Origin of the sequence: Aeromonas sp. A04 (assembly GCF_047780465.1) — a bacterium.
Lineage (GTDB): Bacteria > Pseudomonadota > Gammaproteobacteria > Enterobacterales > Aeromonadaceae > Aeromonas > Aeromonas bestiarum.
The window spans coordinates 1461804-1478203 of the sequence record NZ_JBLNHP010000001.1 but is presented as its reverse complement, the minus strand read 5'-3'; the positions used below and the strand labels follow the sequence as shown (position 1 = coordinate 1478203).

The window sequence follows — 16400 nt, the reverse complement described above, 5'->3', positions numbered from 1 at the left end:
GCAGGGCCTATACCGGCCGCTTGCTACAGACCGAAGGTTTCCTGCAGCGCCTGCATGTCCTGTGGGCTGACCCCTTCCGGCTCGAAACCGCTGGCGAGACACATCAGGTGCAGCTTGGCCCCCTTGTTCGCCACATCGACGAAGTCAAAGGCCATCAGTGCATCCGTCCCTGTGGCCACGGCACCATGTTTTTCCCAGATGGCCACATCGTGCTGGCGCAGGGCGGCCGTGGTGCCATCCGCCATGGTCTGGCTGCCGGGCATGCAGTAGGGCACCACACCTATGCCGCGTGGCACGAAGGCCCGCACCTCGGGCAACATCTTCCAGCAGGCGTGGGTGTAAGCGGCGCTGTCACGGGCATAACGGGGATGGTGAGAGAGCGCAATCAGCTCGAGCGGATGTGTGTGTACCACGCAGCGATCGGCTGCGCCCCGGCGCTGCTTGTCCATGACGATCTCTACGTGGGAGATGAATTCGCTGGTGGGCTGGTAGTCGTGCAAGCCACGGCCTCCCCACAGGATATGGTAACCCCGGGCCTCGTCATCGATCCGCAGGACGCAGCCCGCGAGCTCCGGGCTGCGCAGCTCGCGTATGCGTTCCCCCGTGCCCTTGACGAAGAAGACATGACCGGCGCTGTCGGCCGGGAAGGCGCCTTCCCCCCCTACCATGGACAGGGGGCAGTGGGGATACTGGCTCAGGTCGGCGGGCGCCTGCCCAAAGATGTCGGTGAGATCGACGGAGATGTTGCCGCCGTTGCGTTCGGCCCACTCTCGTTGCCACAAATAGGCGGATACCTCGACGACCTTCTCGATTTCAGCCCGCACGGCTGCGTTGAATTCAATCTGCTGCATCATTCCCTCTACCTTGCGTTGAAGAGCCATTGTGAGTGGGGCCACTGTAACCAGTGGCGCGGCGTCGAGCCTCAACGGGGGCGCCAAGCCAGGAGCGGAGTTGGCCGGATTTTCAAGAAGTGCACAAAGGGGCGGAGGGCTGGATGCAGGCTGTTGAAAACAGAGAGGCCGCCAGGGGGCGGCCGCTTGTCGTGTCGGGTTCGGGGTCAGAACGCGGCTTGATAGAGGGCCAGCAGCTCTGTCTTGCTGGCCACCCGGGGGGCACAGCCGGAACAGGGATCGGCGGCGGCGGCATCGACCCAGCCGGCGAGATCCCCAGGCTGTATACCGAGTTCATGCAGGCCACCGGGAATACCCACCCGGGCGGAGAGTGCGCGAATGGCCTGGATGGCGGCAACGGCGGCACCAGCCTTGCTCATGGCACTGGTATCTACCCCCATGGCGGCGGCTATGTCGGCGAAGCGATCCTCCCTGACGGCCAGATTGAACTCGCAGACCACCGGCAGCAGGATGGCGTTGCACACGCCGTGCGGCAGGTTGTGGGTGGCGCCGGGCTGATGAGCGAGAGAGTGCACGTAGCCAAGCCCTGCGCTGTTGAACGCCATGCCGGCCAGGAACTGGCCGTGGGCCATCATCTCGCGAGCGGTCAGATCCTGGCCGTTCGCCACCGCTTGCGGCAGATATTCGGCAATCACCCGGATGGCGGCGAGGGCCGAGTGATCGGTCAGCACATGGGCACCGATGGAGACATAGGCCTCAATGGCATGGGTCAGGGCATCCATGCCGGTGGCGGCGGTAACGGCCGGGGGCAGTCCCACCATCAGGGTGGGATCGTTGACTGCCACTGTCGGTATCAGTGCAGCGTCTATGATGACCATTTTGACCTTGCGCCGGGTGTCGGTGATCACCGCATTGCTGGTCACTTCGGCGGCCGTGCCCGAGGTGGTGCTGATGCAGGCCATGAAGGGGCCCGTGTGGACGACCTTGCCGATGCCTTCGAAGTCATGGACCTGTTTGCCCGGGTTGGCAACCAGGGCGCGCACCGCCTTGGCGGTATCCATGGCGCTGCCACCGCCAAAGCCGATGAGTGCATCGCACTGCCCGGCCTGCCAGGTTGCCAGCGCCGCGCTGGCAACCTTATCGGTCGGGTTGGGCTCTACGCCGTCATAAACCTGGGGGGTGAAGCCATGATCACGCAGTGCGCCGAGCAGACCGTCCAGCAGACCAAGCGAGATCAGGGCTCGCTCGGTCACGATCAGCGGACGACGGGCGGGCTGGTTGCACATCAATTGCACCAGATCGTGGATGGCTCCACTGCCGGACAGGCTGATCTGGGGTAGACACAATGCAAAAGCCATCAGATATCCCTCTTCTTTGGATGAAATTAAGGGGATATTAAGCTTGTTGTGGCGGACGGCCTTTAACCTTTGGCCCGTGAGGGAAATATAGTGGCCAAGAATTGAAGTTTATTTATAGCGTTTTCTGTATTGCAGTGGCGTCAGCTCAAAGGCATGGTGAAATTTGCTCGAAAAATAATTGCCATCATTGAATCCATTCTCAAATGCGATATCTGTAACCGATTTATTGGTATGGCTGAGCAACCAAGATGCATGGCAGAGTCGCACTCGTCCGAGATAATTGTTGGGGGTCAAGCCAGTATATTCCTGTATTTTTCGGTTCAGGGTGCGCAGCGGAATGGAAAAGCGTTCAGACAGTTCGCTCCAGTCGATCTCTTCCTGATAGTTTTCATCGAGATAATTAATGAGGGCCAACAGCCTTTCCTGATCTCCTTCCCCCTTGCCGCCCGCTTCCCCTCCTTGCTGACGGGTACGCCAGAGCAGCACTGCCAACTGGGAAAACAGTGCTTCGATCATCACCGGGGAACAGGCATCTCGCCGGCTGTTTTCTGCCGCTATCTGGTTCAGCAGCAGCTCGCTCTGCGGTTGCAGGGAAGGGGGCAGTCGCAGTCCGCCACTGGCCGGATGGCAGCTGGTTTGCAGCAGGGTTTGCAACCCGTCTGCGAAGTGGAATCCCTCCGGCCTGAACAGCACGTTGGTCAGGCAGAGATCCTTCATCTGATCGAACATGTGGGCATCGACTTCGCGCAGGTAGAAGACACTGCCGCGGCGGATATGCACGGCGCTGCCGTCCGTGATGTGGATGGCACAGCCAGATTTGATCAGCACGAGTTCATGAAACGAATGACAGTGCTCCGGAAAGGGTTCCTGCGGAGCGCGTGGCAATACGTTGATGACCTTGTTGTGGTCAAAAAAATCGGTCTGCTGCAGGCGAAACATGGTCGATCTCTTCATGAGGTGATGAGCAGTGAATATGCGCAGGCGCCGGCTCCGGTCAATCAAATAGCACGGGTTTCGTGAGGGTTTTCACAGTTACCTCGCATTTATTTATCAACAAGTCTCGATTGCTTCCTTTTATGCTGTGGCATTATTTGACCTCACTCACACAATTGTCATTCAGTTTCTATTTCTCGATTTTTATGCCAGCTGAGCATATTTATTTGGCCACAACAGAAAGGTTGCCAACCATCAGGGAACCTAGAGTGACGACATCGAAATTTATGGAGTCGGTTCGATGTCAGTCAATATTGCGGCAGTGGATTTAGGCGCCTCCAGCGGGCGGGTAATATGGGCCAGCTATGATCCGGTCAATGACAATATCACCATGCAGGAGATGCATCGCTTTACCAATGGCATGGTGCATAGCAATGGGCATGATTGCTGGGAACCGGAACGGCTCTTTTCCAATATCTTGCTCGGGCTGGAAAAAATTGATGCCGCCGGCATTGCGCTCGATGCGGTGGGTATCGACTCCTGGGGGGGCGATTTTGTACTGCTGGATGCGGCGGGCCAGATGCTCGGTGACGCTGTGGCTTATCGCGATGCCCGCACCGACGGCGTGCCGGAGCGGGTCTGGCAGCAGTTGTCCCGCGATGAGATCTATCGTCGCAGCGGTATCCAGTTCCTCAAGTTCAACAGCCTCTATCAGATCCGGGCCCTGCTCGATGAAAAACCGGCCTGGCTGGACAAGGTCACCCGTCTGCTGCTGATCCCCGATTACCTGCACTATCGGCTGACCGGCCAGTTCAGCTGTGAATTTACCAATGCCTCCACCAGTCAGCTGGTGAATGCCCGCAGCAGGGATTGGGATCCCGAACTGATCGGGTTGATCGGCGAAGGGGGCAAGTGGCTGCAGCCGATCGCCGCCCCCGGCACCTGGCTGGGTCACTGGATCAGCCCCTCCGGCCGTCAGGTCAGCGTCATCTTGCCTGCCACTCACGACACAGGCTCGGCCATAGTCGCCACCCCGCTGAGCGGACGCGGCGCTGCCTATATCAGCTCGGGCACCTGGTCGCTGGTCGGGGTCGAGCGAAAGGCTCCGCTGACCGATGCTGCCGCCCTGGCTGCCAACCTCACCAATGAAGGGGGAGTGGAGGGAACCTGGCGTCTGCTCAAGAACGTCATGGGGTTGTGGCTGGTGCAGGGGCTGCAGGCGCTGTGGCCGCAGCTGGGCTTCGCAGAGTTGGTGGCGCAGGCGGAACAGGCTGAGCCCTTTGCTTACCTCATTCACCCCAACGACGAACGTTTTCTCAATCCCGCCTGCATGCGCAGCGCCATCCAGTATTTCTGTCAGGAGACGGGACAGGGCACGCCACAGAGCCCGGGCGAGCTGGTGCGCTGCGTGCTGGACAGCCTGGCGCTGTGCTACGACCAGGTGCTCAGGGAGCTGGAGAGCGTCACCGGCGAGCCCATCACCAGGTTGCACATCGTAGGCGGCGGCTCCCAGAACCGGTTGCTCAACCAGCTTTGCGCCGACATCTGCCAATGCACAGTGCTCACCGGGCCTGTGGAGGCCTCGGCGCTCGGCAACATCGGCTGGCAGCTCAAGGGGCTGGGCCTTTTACAGGATCTGGCGGACGTGCGCCGCCTGATCCGCCACAACACCCGTATCGACACCCTGCATCCGCATGAGGTCCTGCAGCTGGACCATTACCGGTCGCGCTTTGCCGCGCTCTGCGCGCACACCCATTCAGACACGTTAATCGAGGAAGTTGTATGAACCCGAATATTGAAACCGCCTTTGCCCTGGCCAAACAGCAATATGCCGCCCTCGGCGTCGATGTGGATCAGGCGTTGACTACCCTGGCCACCATTCCCGTCTCCATGCACTGCTGGCAAGGGGACGATGTCGGTGGCTTCGAAGCGGATGCCGGCGCCCTGACCGGCGGCATTCAGGCGACCGGCAACTATCCGGGCAAGGCGCGCGATGCCATCGAGCTGCGTCGCGACCTGGATCTGGCGATGTCACTGATCCCGGGGGCCAAGCGGCTCAACCTGCACGCCATCTATCTGGAGGCGGAGAGCCCGGTTGCGCGGGACAAGATTGAACCCAAGCACTTCGCCAACTGGGTGAGCTGGGCCAAGGAGAGAGGCGTGGGTCTGGACTTCAACCCCAGCTGTTTCTCCCATCCGCTGAGCGCCGATGGCATGACGCTGTCACATCCGGATCCCGAAATCCGCCGCTTCTGGATCGATCACTGCAAGGCGAGCCGTCGTATCTCGGCCTCCTTTGGTCAGGCGCTGGGTACGCCGTCCGTGATGAACATCTGGATCCCGGACGGCATGAAGGATCTGCCCGCCGACCGGCTCGGGCCGCGTCAGCGGCTGATGGCGGCACTGGATGAGGTGCTGGCCGAGCGGATCGACGAGGCGCACCACATAGATGCCGTGGAGAGCAAGTTGTTCGGCATAGGCGCCGAATCCTACACGGTCGGGTCGAACGAGTTCTATCTGGGTTATGCCAGCTCCCGTGACATAGCCCTGTGTCTGGATGCTGGCCATTTTCACCCCACCGAGGTCATCAGCGACAAGATCAGCGCGGCTTCCCTGTTTGTCCGGCACCTGCTGCTGCACGTCAGCCGCCCGGTGCGCTGGGACAGCGACCACGTGGTGCTGCTGGATGACGAAACCCAGGCCATCGCCAATGAAATCATCCGCAATGAGTTGCTGGCGCGGGTGCATATCGGCCTCGACTTCTTCGATGCCTCCATCAACCGCATCGCGGCCTGGGTTATCGGTACCCGCAACATGAAGAAGGCGCTGTTGCGTGCTCTGCTCGAGCCCATTGAGATGCTGCGTCAGGCCGAATGCAAGGGGGATTACTCGACCCGGCTGGCCCTGATGGAGGAGACCCGCAGCCTGCCGTGGCAAGCAGTCTGGGACTACGCCTGCGCCCGTGAAGGGGTCGCGGTGGGCGTCGACTGGCTCGACGCCGTCAAGGAGTACGAGGCGCAGGAGCTGCTCACTCGTCGCTGAGTTCACCCTCTGCTGACGCCCGCCATGTGTGGCGGGCGTCAGAAAAACAACAAAAACAGCGCGGTTGTCATCAAGGACGCTTCCCTCCATCGGGAAGCAAAAACACAATCAAACCTCAAGCAAGGAACATCTCATGTCTGCAATCGTATCGGGAATCGGTTGGCATCTGGTTGGCGCCGCCTCGGCGGCCTCCTTCTATGCGCCCCTCAGCAAGGTCCGGCGCTGGTCGTGGGAAACCACCTGGGCCTTCGCCGGCCTGTTTTCATGGATCCTGTTGCCCTGGCTGGTCACCTCCACGCTGATCGATGACTTCGGCGCCTTCTACAGCGTGGTGGACAGCAAGGCATTCTGGGGCATGTTTCTGTTCGGTGCCATGTGGGGGATAGGCAATGTCAACTATGGCTTGACCATGCGCTATCTGGGCATGTCTCTGGGCATAGGGATCGCCATCGGCGTGACCCTGGTGGTGGGCACCCTGATGCCACCCATATTGCGTGGAGAATTTGGTCAGCTGCTCACCACGGCCAGTGGCCAAATCACCCTGCTCGGTGTCTTTGTCGCATTGATCGGCATAGGCATAGTCACCTGGGCTGGGCATCAGAAAGAGATTGCCCTGGGCACGACTACCCGGGAGTTCAACCTGAAGAAGGGGCTGCTGCTGGCGGTGATGTGCGGCATCTTCTCCTCGGGATTTGCCTTCGGGCTGGAAGCCGCGGCCCCCATCCGGCAGGCATCGCTGGCACTTGGCATCAACCCGCTCTACGCCGTGTTGCCGAGCTACGGCATCATCATGGGCGGTGGGGCCATCGTCAACATGGCCTACTGCTTCATCCGGCTGGCAACTCGCCCCGAACTGTCACTGCGCAATGATCTGGCCCAGCCAGCGCGGAGTTTGCTGCTCAATGGCTTGCTGGCCGCGGCCGGTGGCATCATGTGGTATCTGCAGTTCTTCTTTTATGCCTGGGGCGAAGCCAGCATCCCCGAACACCTCTCCTTCGTGAACTGGATGCTGCACATGAGCGGTTATGTGTTGTGTGGCGGTATCGTGGGGCTGTTGATGGCGGAATGGAAAGGGGTCGGCACTCGTCCGGTGCGGATCCTCTGCATCGGCATGCTGGTGATAGTCGGTGCCGCCAATCTGGTCGGCATGGGCATGGCATAAGGAGCGACAAGATGATCCGCAAGGCGTTCCTGATGTCGGTGCACCCTGGCTGCGAGGTGGAATACCGTCGCCGTCACGATGAACTCTGGCCCGAGCTGGCCGCAACCCTGAAGGCGCACGGGGCAAGCAACTACAGCATCTTTCTCCACCCGGAGAGCTGTCAGCTGTTTGGTTACGTCGAGATTGAAGATGAGGGGCGCTGGCGCGAGGTGGCCAGCACGGCCATCTGCCAGCAGTGGTGGGCTTATATGCAAGAGATAATGCCATCGCACCCCGACAACAGCCCGATCAGCATGGAGCTCTCCTCACTCTTCCATCTGGCCTGATAGCGGGTGTGTCATCCGGCCCAAAAACGACCAAGGGGTTGGCACCATAACGATGCCAACCCCTTGTTTTATATGGTGCTCCCGACTGGAGTCGAACCAGTGGCCTGTCCCTTAGGAGGGGACCGCTCTATCCTACTGAGCTACGGGAGCCTTGTGGCGGGCATTATACAAGAAGCCGCTCCCTTTTAAACCCTTGATTCTTATTCCAATACTGCCAAATCCCCGATCTGGATGTTAAACGGCGAATATTTGTTCTGAGTGCTGATGATGGCGCCGTCCTCGAATACCTGTACCACTTCGAACAGGCCGTCGGCCGGGTTGCGCATCATGCGTGACTTGCCATAGGGGTCGATGAAGTCGGCGCTGTGCTGGATGCGGAACTGATCCCCCAGCCTGACGCCGTTGCGCCGGCCCAGATTGATGTGGGGTCCGCGTTCGTTCTGGCCTATCACCCGGGCGGTGACCGGGGCGCAGTTGAGCTGGGCTACCAGATCCTGCACCGCCTCCTGCAACTGATAGTTCACCTCCTGGCCATAGCTGGACTGCCAGAACTGGCCGCTGCTGCTGCCTATCTGATCCCGCTTGCCGAAGGTCCAGTTGGCGCGGCCCTGATACTCCTTGCGGCTGAGCAGGCTGCCGTTGATGCCGTCGAACAGGTAGAGCTGCATGCGAAAGTTGCGGATGGGATCTTCGTACCAGCTGGTCAGCTGGTTGCCCTGCGGCTCGATGGAGAGGTCATCTATGCTGCCGAGCACCAGATACTGGCTGTCGGTGCGCAGGCTGAGGGCCTTGATCTCCTCGAGGGCGCTGCGATCCCCCTGTTGCAGGTGGAGCGGGTCTATGCGCAAGTTTTCGTCCAGCCACTGGCGCACGGCCACCCCTTGCGGCGCGTTGGCCAGGGTCTCGAACATGCGACGGGACAGGTTGGCGGGCATGTCGTCGAGGGCGCCGTAGCTCGCCTGATCCGGGTAACGCAGTCGCAGCCTTACCAGCGTCAAATCCTTGGCGTAATGCTGGGTCTGGCAGATCTGGCGTTCGGCCTGGATATCGGCCTGTACCGTGATGTACATGCGGCCGTTGCGCACCTCTTCCCGCTTGAGCCGGTACTGGCGGATGTCGCCGCCGGAGCGGATCTGGATCTGCTCGGAGCGCAGGCTGCCGTTCTCCAGACGCTGGATGCTGGAGACGGCGGCGCCGCTCGCCAGCAGGGCCTGGCGCAGGGCGTCGCGGGTCGCCTGCTCACGGGCATAGACCTCGTCGCCCCCCAGGATGGCGGCACTGCCCTGGGCTTCGATAAGCTCTGCCCGGACCGACAGGCTGGCCAGCAGCAGGGTTAACAGCAGCGGTAATTTCATGACAAACACCTTGAATATGCGGGTCGGCCCTCTCACCCCTGTCGAAGTGATGGCGCCGGCCGATACAGACCACAGAACCGTGCGTTGCACAGCACACCGCAAATAATTAGCAAGATCCATGCCTCATTCCCGACTCAAGCTTTGGCCAGCCGAACCGATAACGAATCAGGTGCAGATACAGGAAAGGTATCCATGAACAAACTCTTCACGGCGTTGGCCCTCGCGCTGGCTCTGACCAGCTGTGGTTCCGACCCCATCAACCGGGAACAGGGTGATCCTCGCCAGGCCGCTGCTGGCATGGAGCTCAACTGGCTGGTGGCGCGCATGACCGATCAGCTGATGGAGCGCAAGTCACTCACCACCCTGACCGAGCCCATCGCCGTCTCCTCCTTCGTCGATCTCGATACCCTGCAGGACACCAACTGGATGGGGCAGCAGATCGAGGAGAGCTTTATCTACGAGCTGAACCGACGCGGGGAAGTGGTGGTGGATTTCAAGATGACCGGCAGCATCAAGGTGACCCCGCAGGGTGACTTCGTGATGAGCCGCAACTACCGGGATCTCTCCCCCCGGTTGCCCATCTCCCGCATCCTGACCGGCACCTTCAGCCGCAATGGCAAGGGGATCCTGGTCAATGCCCGCATCATAGATCTACGGACCAAGATGGTGGAGACCACGGCCCAGAGCCTGATCCCGCAACAATATCTGTTCGGCGCCAACAACTCGTTTGGCCGGGCATCCATCAATCGCGGTTACCTGATGCGCGACAGCCAGGCTCGTCCCGGCGGCCATCTGGTCAATCTGACGCCCTGACAAGGAGTGAGCGCAATGAAGATCCTGTTCGGATGCCTGCTGGTCCTGCTGCTGACCGCGTGCAGCGGTGGCAATCGGGTGGTCAACTACGGCGGCGGCAACAACAAGCCCGATGACTTTCCGGTACTCAAGGCAGTGGGTTACGCGGTGATCGACATACAGCCGGGGCCGTCCCAGTCCGAGAAGATGTTGCAGGCCATTCGCGCCTCCAAGATGGATGCCTACCGCGAACTGGCGGAGCAGCTCAATGGCCAGCAGGTGCGGGGCCAGAGCAGCTACAAGGATTTGACCCAGACCTCCAACTCGCTGGATGTGTCCGTGGCCGGCATGGTGCGTGGCGCCCGGGTGGTGGCCTCCTATCCCCGTGGCAACACCTATGCCACCGAGATGGAGCTCGATACCCGCGCCCTCTACAACATCAACCAGTTGATGGCCGGTCAATTCTGACGGCGAGGCAGAAAAACAAAAGGCGAACATCATGTTCGCCTTTTTTGTTGGCAGAAACTGTCAGTTGCCCATCAGTACCGGCGGCACTGTGGTCGGCTTGACGTCTTCGCTCGGGTAACAGCCCAGCACCTTGATGTAGCGGGTGATCTTGGTCAGCTCCATCAGCGCGGCTTGCATGGCCGGGGTCTGCAGGTTGGCGGACACATCCAGATAGAACATCTCTTCCCAGGGGTTGCCCTGTACCGGCCGGGATTCGAGCTTGGTCATGTTGATCTCGTTGTTGCGCAGCACCAGCAGCGCCTCCACCAGGGAGCCGGGCTTCTGGGAGGTGGACATGATGAGGGTGGTCTTGGCCGGAATTTGCGGCGCCACGTCGATGGGCTTGCGCGCCACTACGATGAAGCGGCTGTAGTTCTCCTTCTGGTTGGCGAGCTGCTCGGCCAGCACGTCCAGTCCGTACAGCTCACCGCCAGCCGCGCTGCCGATCGCCGCCGCCTCCGGGCTTGCCAGCTCTTTCACCTTCATCATGGCGCTGGAGGAGGAGTCGCAGATCTCGTGGCGCGCCCCTTCCAGCTTGCTCAGGTAGTGGGAGCACTGCTGGAACACCTGGGGGTGGGCGTAGAAGGTCTTGATGCGGCCCAGCTCGGTCGGCACTGCGGTCAGGATGCAGTGCTCTATGGGGTAGGTCAGCTCGCCGACGATGGAGAGGCTGGTGTGCTGCATCACGTCATACACCTCGTTGATGGAGCCCGAGCTGGTGTTCTCTATGGGCAGCACGCCGAAGGCGGCGCGACCCGACTCCACCGCATCCAGCACCTCGCGAAAGTTCTGGCAGTTTACCTCTATCACCTGATCCTTGTAGCGGGCCAGATACTTGCGAGCCGCCAGGCTGGAGTAGGAACCGCGCGGGCCCAGATAGGCGACGCTGGTCATGGGCTCCTGCTGCTCCGGGTTGAGCAGGCTCTGCAGATAAGCCTGCTGGGAGAGCACGGAATCTTCGATGATGGTGTGATAGATGCGGGTGATGTACTGGGCATCCAGCCCCAACACACGCCCTTTCTGGATCAGGGCGACCAGCAGATCCTGCTCGCGCTGGGTGTCGCGGATGGGACGGGGATTGGCCTGCTTGGCACGGGCGACCTCTATGCTGAGGGTCTTGCGCTTGGCCAGCAGGGCAAGCAGCTCCTGATCCAAGCGGGTGATGTCTTGTCTGATCTCGTCGAGCGTAGCCATGGTGGTTCCCTATCCAAATAATCGAGTGTGGTAGCTGCAAAAAAAAGCCTCCGCTAGGGGAGGCTCGATTCGTCTTTGCTTTCTGTTCATGCGACGACAGGGCCTTCCCTCATGTGGGCCGGATAAACGAGAAAGCAAAGAGGAATGGTGCGTGCATGGGTCTGATCCTTAAAATATCGTCATAACCATTAAGGGATTTGGGCCTGGGATGCAAGTAAAACTTGCCCGGGGGAGGCGAACGGGGCAGGGTGTTTGCGTGTGCCGACGGGGCCATTCAAGCACCAGATTGCGGCGGTTGGCTCAGAGGCAGAGGCATCAGGAGGAGGTAACAATGGCGATTATTTTTGATCTGGGACGGGTGGTGGTGAGCTGGGATCCGGTTGCCATAGTGCGCTCGGTGCGAGGGCCAGACGATGCTGAGGCGCTGGCGGAGCGGCTGTTCAACCACCCGGACTGGTTGGAGGTGGACCGCGGCACCCTCTCGCTGCACACCATGGCCCGCCAGGCACAGGGGCGCACCGGCCTGCCAGCGGCACAGAATCTCGCCATTTTGCAGGCGGTGCCCGCATCGCTCCTGCCGGATCCCGCTATGCTGACCCTGATAGAGACGCTGCATGGGGCGGGCCACCGCCTCTATGCGCTCTCCAACATGGGTCATGCCAGCATCGACTGGCTGGAGCAGCACGCATTCTGGCGCTTCTTCAGCGGCAAGGTGGTGTCGGCGCGGGTACGTATGATGAAGCCGGAGCCGGATATTTATCGCTATCTGCTGGTGTCGTTCGACCTGAAGGCCGACGAGTGCCTGTTCATCGATGACAGCCCCGCCAATGTGGCTGCCGCGCAGGCGCTGGGGATCGGGGGGCTGGTGTTTACCGATGTGCCCAGCTGTCGTCAGCAGCTGCTGTCGCTGGGCTATCTGCCCGGTTGAGCCGACAGTCTGGAGTGCTCAAGGAGACGTTATGGAGCATGGCCGGTTTCGCAATTGGTTGAGTCACTATCCGGATGCCGGCCTGCTGATCGCCTGCCTGGATGGCAGCGGTTACCAGCTCTGTGTCGAGGTCGACGGCGAGATGCAGTGCCTCACCGACAGCGAGGAGGGCAGGCTGACGTTCGGCTCCCTCGAGCAGGCGGAGGGCTTTTTGCGGGCCCATCAGGTGCATCAGGCGAAACTGCGGATTTATGATGCGCAACAGGATGAAAATGAGGGTAATTGGCAGGAGATGATCATTAAATTCTGATTTATCCCTCTCCTTTAAGGGTTTATTCAGGATTGTTGCGGCACAATGGCGACCAATTCATCATCCGGTGTAGTCGTTATGGATGCCAATATAGTTGTGCTGAATCGAGGATACGATCAGACCTTTCAGGCCAGGGAGCAACTGCTTGTCGAGACCCTGGCCAGCTACGGCGAACTGGTGGTCTCCTTCTCCGGCCGACTGGAATCCTGCTACAGCATGGATTTGTGCCGCGCCAGCGGGGTCCGGATCCGGGCCCTCACCCTGGACAGCCCGACTCGCAGCCGCAAGGAGGTGGCGCGGGCCAAACGCTACTGCCAGCGCTACGGTATAGAGCAGAGAGTCATCAAGACCGACGAGATGATCTTCTGCGATCACCTGCGTCACCTCAACGAGGTGATAGACCCGGTACGCTACATCTGTCATCTCACCGCGCTGGAAACCGACTGGAGCCATCTACCCATGCTGCTGCCCGCCCCGGTCGAGGAGTTGCAGGAGTATTTGCGCCGCTTCGGCAGCCTGCCGGCCAACACCCTCTGGCTGTTTGCCAAGCAGGGCATGACCCACAGGGACTTTCGTTACGGCTTCAACAAACGGCAGCTGGGGCGCTGGGGCAAGAGCGCCCATGGCTGCCTGAGCCGTCGCTTCTCCGATCCCGAGCTGGTGGACAAGCGCCATCTGCGCATGGTGGACATGGCGGAGCAGATGCTGGCCGACATGGGGCTGGAGGAGGCGCAGGTGTTCTTTCATACCCTTTCGGATCAGGCGACCACACTGGCACGGGTGCGCGTACCGCTGCGGCTGCGTGCCCAGGCATTCGATCTGCAACCGGACATTCTCAATGCCCTCAAGAGCACAGAGTTCGATCTGGTGACGCTGGACATGGTTCAGGAGGAGGATCGGCAGGAGCTGGCTTGCTGATGGCGGCAGCAGAGGGCAAGAACGTGAGTCGGGTCATAGGCAAGTCGGAGCCGACTCTTTATACTGACGCCCTTTTCCATCGACGCCGAGCCATCACCCTATGAAACCCTTGTCCCGCCTGCTGGTTGCCCTCTGTCTGTCGCCCTTGCTGGCACAGGCTGCGCCCCTGACCCAGGTCACCCTGCCGGATGGCCGCCAGGTGCAGCTCAACGATGACTTCACCTGGGAATACCTGCTGATCAAGCCGACGGCGAGCGGTGAGGTGGTCACGGGTGCGGTGGTTGTCCCCGTGCTGACCGAGCAGGCGATGACCAATCCGGATCTGCTGGCCCAGGCGGTCAAGGACGGGATAAGCGTCAAGCTCGACAAGATTGAGGGCTCGGATCCCCTGTCGCTGCAATTTTTGGTGAGCAACACGGGCAGCCGCAGCGTGGTGCGGGTGCGCGGCAGCGTCACCCTGTTCAGCGAGCAGGGTGCCCAGCTGGTCAAGCAGGAGGCCCGTTTCTGGGTGGGCGAGAACCGCCTGCCGGAGTCCTACCTGCGCAAGGGTCAGCAGCGTCCCTCCCTGGTGCTGGAGATGCCGCGCCCGGCGGGTCTGACCGGCAAGCCCCTGGTGCGGGTCGAGATTGAGGAAGTGGAGTTCCGCTAACCCCTCGCCACACAGACACCAGCTGCCAAACAGGCTCCATCACCGAGCCTGTTTGGGTTCAATTGTTAATCCGGTAACCGCCAGCAACAGTTGCTTACATCTGACATGATTTGGCAACAGCTTGCCGCTCGGCATTCCCCCTCCTGCTCGGCACAATGGTTCCATTCCAGCTAGGTCTCAACTAGCTCAACACGTGGAGTCATCAAAATGAAAAAAGTGGCACTTTCTGTTCTGGTTCTGGCCGGTTTCGCTTCTACTTCCGCTCTGGCACAGGATGCCTTCAGCTACGCCAAGGGCGGCCTGACCTGGGCACACACCAAGTCCGATTACATCGGCGGCAAAGACGGCAACAACCGCGACTTCGGCGGCCTGAGCCTGGATCTCTCCAAGAGCTTCGGTTCCAACTTCTACGGCCGTCTGGGCAGTGAATTCACCTCCCGCAACGATGGCAACGACAGCATGGGCCTCTCCAGCCTGGGTCTGGGTGTCTACACCCCGCTCAGTACCGGTCTGAACCTGTATGGTGAAGCGGGCCTGATGGGTTACACCATGGAGCGTCAGGTGGCTGCCAACGTGAAGGACAGCGGCTGGGATGTGATCACCCGCAAGAACAGCGGCAGCATGTACGGTGAAGTGGGCCTGCGTTACGACATCGGCGCCGTCGAGCTTTCCACCGGCTACCGCTACGCCAACATGACCGACGACATGCACGATTTCAAAGTGGGCGCCGCCTACAAGGTGAGCCAGAACCTGGCCCTCACCGCCGATTACACCTACCGCAAGTGGGACCTGCAACAGGGCTCCATCTCCAGCCTGGGTGTGAAGTACAGCTTCTAATCCTGTTTCCTGTAGTGTCTTCATTTTTGCCCATGACGTTTGTCATGGGCTTTTTCATTTTCTGGTGATCCTGTTTTCGCCCTTGTGCCGTATCAGTCCGCAATAGTTATACAACTTTCTTTTCTTTGTATAACTGCTATAACTGAACTCAGGCTTATACAAGGAGCGTCAACATGTACAAGATTAAAGTCGGTATCAGTGCCTGCCTGCTGGGACAGGAAGTGCGGTTCGACGGGGGCCACAAGCGCTCCAGCTTCTGCGAACGGGATCTTGGCGCTCACTTCGATTACCACCCCGTCTGTCCCGAGATGGCCATCGGCCTGGGAGCGCCGCGCGCCGCCATCCGGCTGGTCAAACGCCATGGCGAAATCCGCGCCGAGGCGAGCAACGGCAGTTTCGATGTCACCGAGCAACTGATCGCCTTCAGCGAGCAGAAGGCTCGCCAGCTCGACTTCATCTCCGGCTATATCCTCTGCGCCAAGTCACCCAGTTGCGGCATGGAGCGGGTGCGCATCTATGGCGCCAACAATGAGGGGAGTGCCAAGGAGGGGATTGGCCTGTTCGCCAAGGCGTTGATGGAAGCCAACCCCCTGCTGCCGGTGGAAGAAGATGGCCGCCTGTGCGACCCCATACTGCGGGAGAACTTCGTGCTGCGGGTCTTTGCCTACCACGACTGGCAGCAGCTCTGCGCCCAGGGGCTCAGTGCCGCGGCGCTCATCCGCTTTCACTCCCGTTACAAGTATCTGGTGCTCTCCCATGCCACTACCCACTATCGGGCGCTCGGCAAGCTGCTGGGCAACCTTGGCAAGGCGAACCTGCAGCAGGTGGCCGACAGCTACATCAAGGGATTGATGGCTGCCCTGACCCTGCGTGCCAATCGCCACAGCCACACCAATGTGCTGATGCACCTGCAGGGTTACTTCAAACGGGTACTGACCCCCTCCCAGAAGCAGGAGCTGGCCGAGACCATAGACAAGTACCGCACCGGCATCTTCCCCTTGCTGGTGCCGCTGACACTGATCCGCCACTACCTGCGGGAATACCCCAATCCCTATCTGTCCGGGCAGGTTTATCTCAATCCTCATCCCGATACGCTCAAGCTGCGCTACGGGCTCTGAAAGTGCGGCTTGGTATGGTCGAGCAGGTCTATCCCGACCTGCATCCCGATACGCTCAAGCTGCGCTACGGGCTCTGATCCCTGTTTTGCGACCCCGGCCCCTTTGGCCGGGGCGCCCATA

Annotated in this window: 17 protein-coding genes, 1 tRNA gene and 1 other annotated feature; of the genes, 12 read left to right on the top strand and 6 right to left on the bottom strand. The window is 60.5% G+C overall.

Translation table 11 applies throughout. The features are described 5' to 3' along the window. Positions 1-23 precede the first annotated feature (23 nt). From rhaD to ACM3N8_RS06715, 3 genes are all read right to left on the bottom strand, one after another. On the bottom strand, positions 24-854 hold the full coding sequence (gene rhaD / locus ACM3N8_RS06725; RefSeq protein WP_205619597.1) for a rhamnulose-1-phosphate aldolase: 831 nt from the start codon (positions 852-854) through the stop codon (positions 24-26). Positions 855-1057: 203 nt separating this feature from the next. Next, entirely contained in the window at positions 1058-2209 is a 1152-nt protein-coding gene (locus ACM3N8_RS06720) for an iron-containing alcohol dehydrogenase (protein ID WP_098984898.1), read from the bottom strand. A 108-nt stretch (positions 2210-2317) separates the two neighbouring features. Further along, positions 2318-3148, bottom strand: a complete 831-nt coding sequence (locus ACM3N8_RS06715; RefSeq protein WP_416015742.1) for a helix-turn-helix domain-containing protein — start codon at positions 3146-3148, stop codon at positions 2318-2320. Positions 3149-3443: 295 nt separating this feature from the next. On the opposite strand from ACM3N8_RS06715, the gene rhaB reads away from it, so the two are divergent. The 4 genes from rhaB to rhaM all read left to right on the top strand — a co-directional run bounded on the left by rhaB (position 3444) and on the right by rhaM (position 7672). Continuing rightward, positions 3444-4928, top strand: coding sequence for a rhamnulokinase (gene rhaB / locus ACM3N8_RS06710; RefSeq protein ID WP_416015740.1), 1485 nt, complete (start codon positions 3444-3446; stop codon positions 4926-4928). Beyond that, positions 4925-6184: an L-rhamnose isomerase gene (locus tag ACM3N8_RS06705; RefSeq protein WP_290019773.1), complete on the top strand. Its 1260-nt coding sequence runs from the start codon at positions 4925-4927 to the stop codon at positions 6182-6184. Before rhaB ends, ACM3N8_RS06705 begins: the two co-directional genes overlap by 4 nt. Positions 6185-6317: 133 nt before the next feature. After that, positions 6318-7346 carry an L-rhamnose/proton symporter RhaT gene (gene rhaT, locus ACM3N8_RS06700; RefSeq protein ID WP_043135025.1) on the top strand — a complete coding sequence of 343 codons (1029 nt, stop codon included), beginning with the start codon at positions 6318-6320 and terminating at the stop codon, positions 7344-7346. An 11-nt stretch (positions 7347-7357) separates the two neighbouring features. Beyond that, positions 7358-7672: an L-rhamnose mutarotase gene (rhaM, locus tag ACM3N8_RS06695; protein WP_098984891.1), complete on the top strand. Its 315-nt coding sequence runs from the start codon at positions 7358-7360 to the stop codon at positions 7670-7672. Between the two features lie 73 nt (positions 7673-7745). Here rhaM and ACM3N8_RS06690 read toward each other — a convergent pair. Together ACM3N8_RS06690 and ACM3N8_RS06685 are read right to left on the bottom strand one after the other, a co-directional pair. Further along, positions 7746-7822 (bottom strand) — tRNA-Arg (locus ACM3N8_RS06690). A 50-nt stretch (positions 7823-7872) separates the two neighbouring features. Further along, on the bottom strand, positions 7873-9027 hold the full coding sequence (locus ACM3N8_RS06685; protein ID WP_042867056.1) for a flagellar assembly protein FlgT: 1155 nt from the start codon (positions 9025-9027) through the stop codon (positions 7873-7875). Between the two features lie 192 nt (positions 9028-9219). Here ACM3N8_RS06685 and ACM3N8_RS06680 point away from each other — a divergent pair, with 192 nt between their 5' ends. Continuing rightward, positions 9220-9840, top strand: coding sequence for a FlgO family outer membrane protein (locus ACM3N8_RS06680; protein WP_043139910.1), 621 nt, complete (start codon positions 9220-9222; stop codon positions 9838-9840). Positions 9841-9855: 15 nt separating this feature from the next. Continuing rightward, complete coding sequence (locus tag ACM3N8_RS06675) at positions 9856-10287, top strand: LPP20 family lipoprotein (protein ID WP_043139908.1); 432 nt, start codon at positions 9856-9858, stop codon at positions 10285-10287. A 60-nt stretch (positions 10288-10347) separates the two neighbouring features. Here the strand turns inward: ACM3N8_RS06675 and pheA are convergent, their stop codons facing one another. Next, positions 10348-11520, bottom strand: a complete 1173-nt coding sequence (pheA, locus tag ACM3N8_RS06670; RefSeq protein ID WP_043139906.1) for a prephenate dehydratase — start codon at positions 11518-11520, stop codon at positions 10348-10350. 38 nt (positions 11521-11558) lie between these two features. Beyond that, positions 11559-11681, bottom strand: a sequence feature (Phe leader region). 170 nt (positions 11682-11851) lie between these two features. Here pheA and ACM3N8_RS06665 point away from each other — a divergent pair. The 6 genes from ACM3N8_RS06665 to ACM3N8_RS06640 all read left to right on the top strand — a co-directional run bounded on the left by ACM3N8_RS06665 (position 11852) and on the right by ACM3N8_RS06640 (position 16280). After that, complete coding sequence (locus ACM3N8_RS06665; protein ID WP_241325373.1) at positions 11852-12448, top strand: HAD family hydrolase; 597 nt, start codon at positions 11852-11854, stop codon at positions 12446-12448. Positions 12449-12479: 31 nt separating this feature from the next. Further along, on the top strand, positions 12480-12758 hold the full coding sequence (locus ACM3N8_RS06660; RefSeq protein ID WP_043134374.1) for a DUF6482 family protein: 279 nt from the start codon (positions 12480-12482) through the stop codon (positions 12756-12758). Between the two features lie 45 nt (positions 12759-12803). Continuing rightward, positions 12804-13676, top strand: a complete 873-nt coding sequence (locus ACM3N8_RS06655) for a hypothetical protein (RefSeq protein ID WP_043134375.1) — start codon at positions 12804-12806, stop codon at positions 13674-13676. A gap of 100 nt (positions 13677-13776) precedes the next feature. Continuing rightward, entirely contained in the window at positions 13777-14325 is a 549-nt protein-coding gene (locus ACM3N8_RS06650; RefSeq protein WP_043134377.1) for a DUF3157 family protein, read from the top strand. 207 nt (positions 14326-14532) lie between these two features. Then, positions 14533-15162, top strand: a complete 630-nt coding sequence (locus ACM3N8_RS06645) for an outer membrane beta-barrel protein (protein ID WP_043134379.1) — start codon at positions 14533-14535, stop codon at positions 15160-15162. A 173-nt stretch (positions 15163-15335) separates the two neighbouring features. Beyond that, positions 15336-16280, top strand: a complete 945-nt coding sequence (locus ACM3N8_RS06640) for a YbgA family protein (RefSeq protein WP_043134380.1) — start codon at positions 15336-15338, stop codon at positions 16278-16280. The last annotated feature ends 120 nt before the right edge of the window (positions 16281-16400 follow it).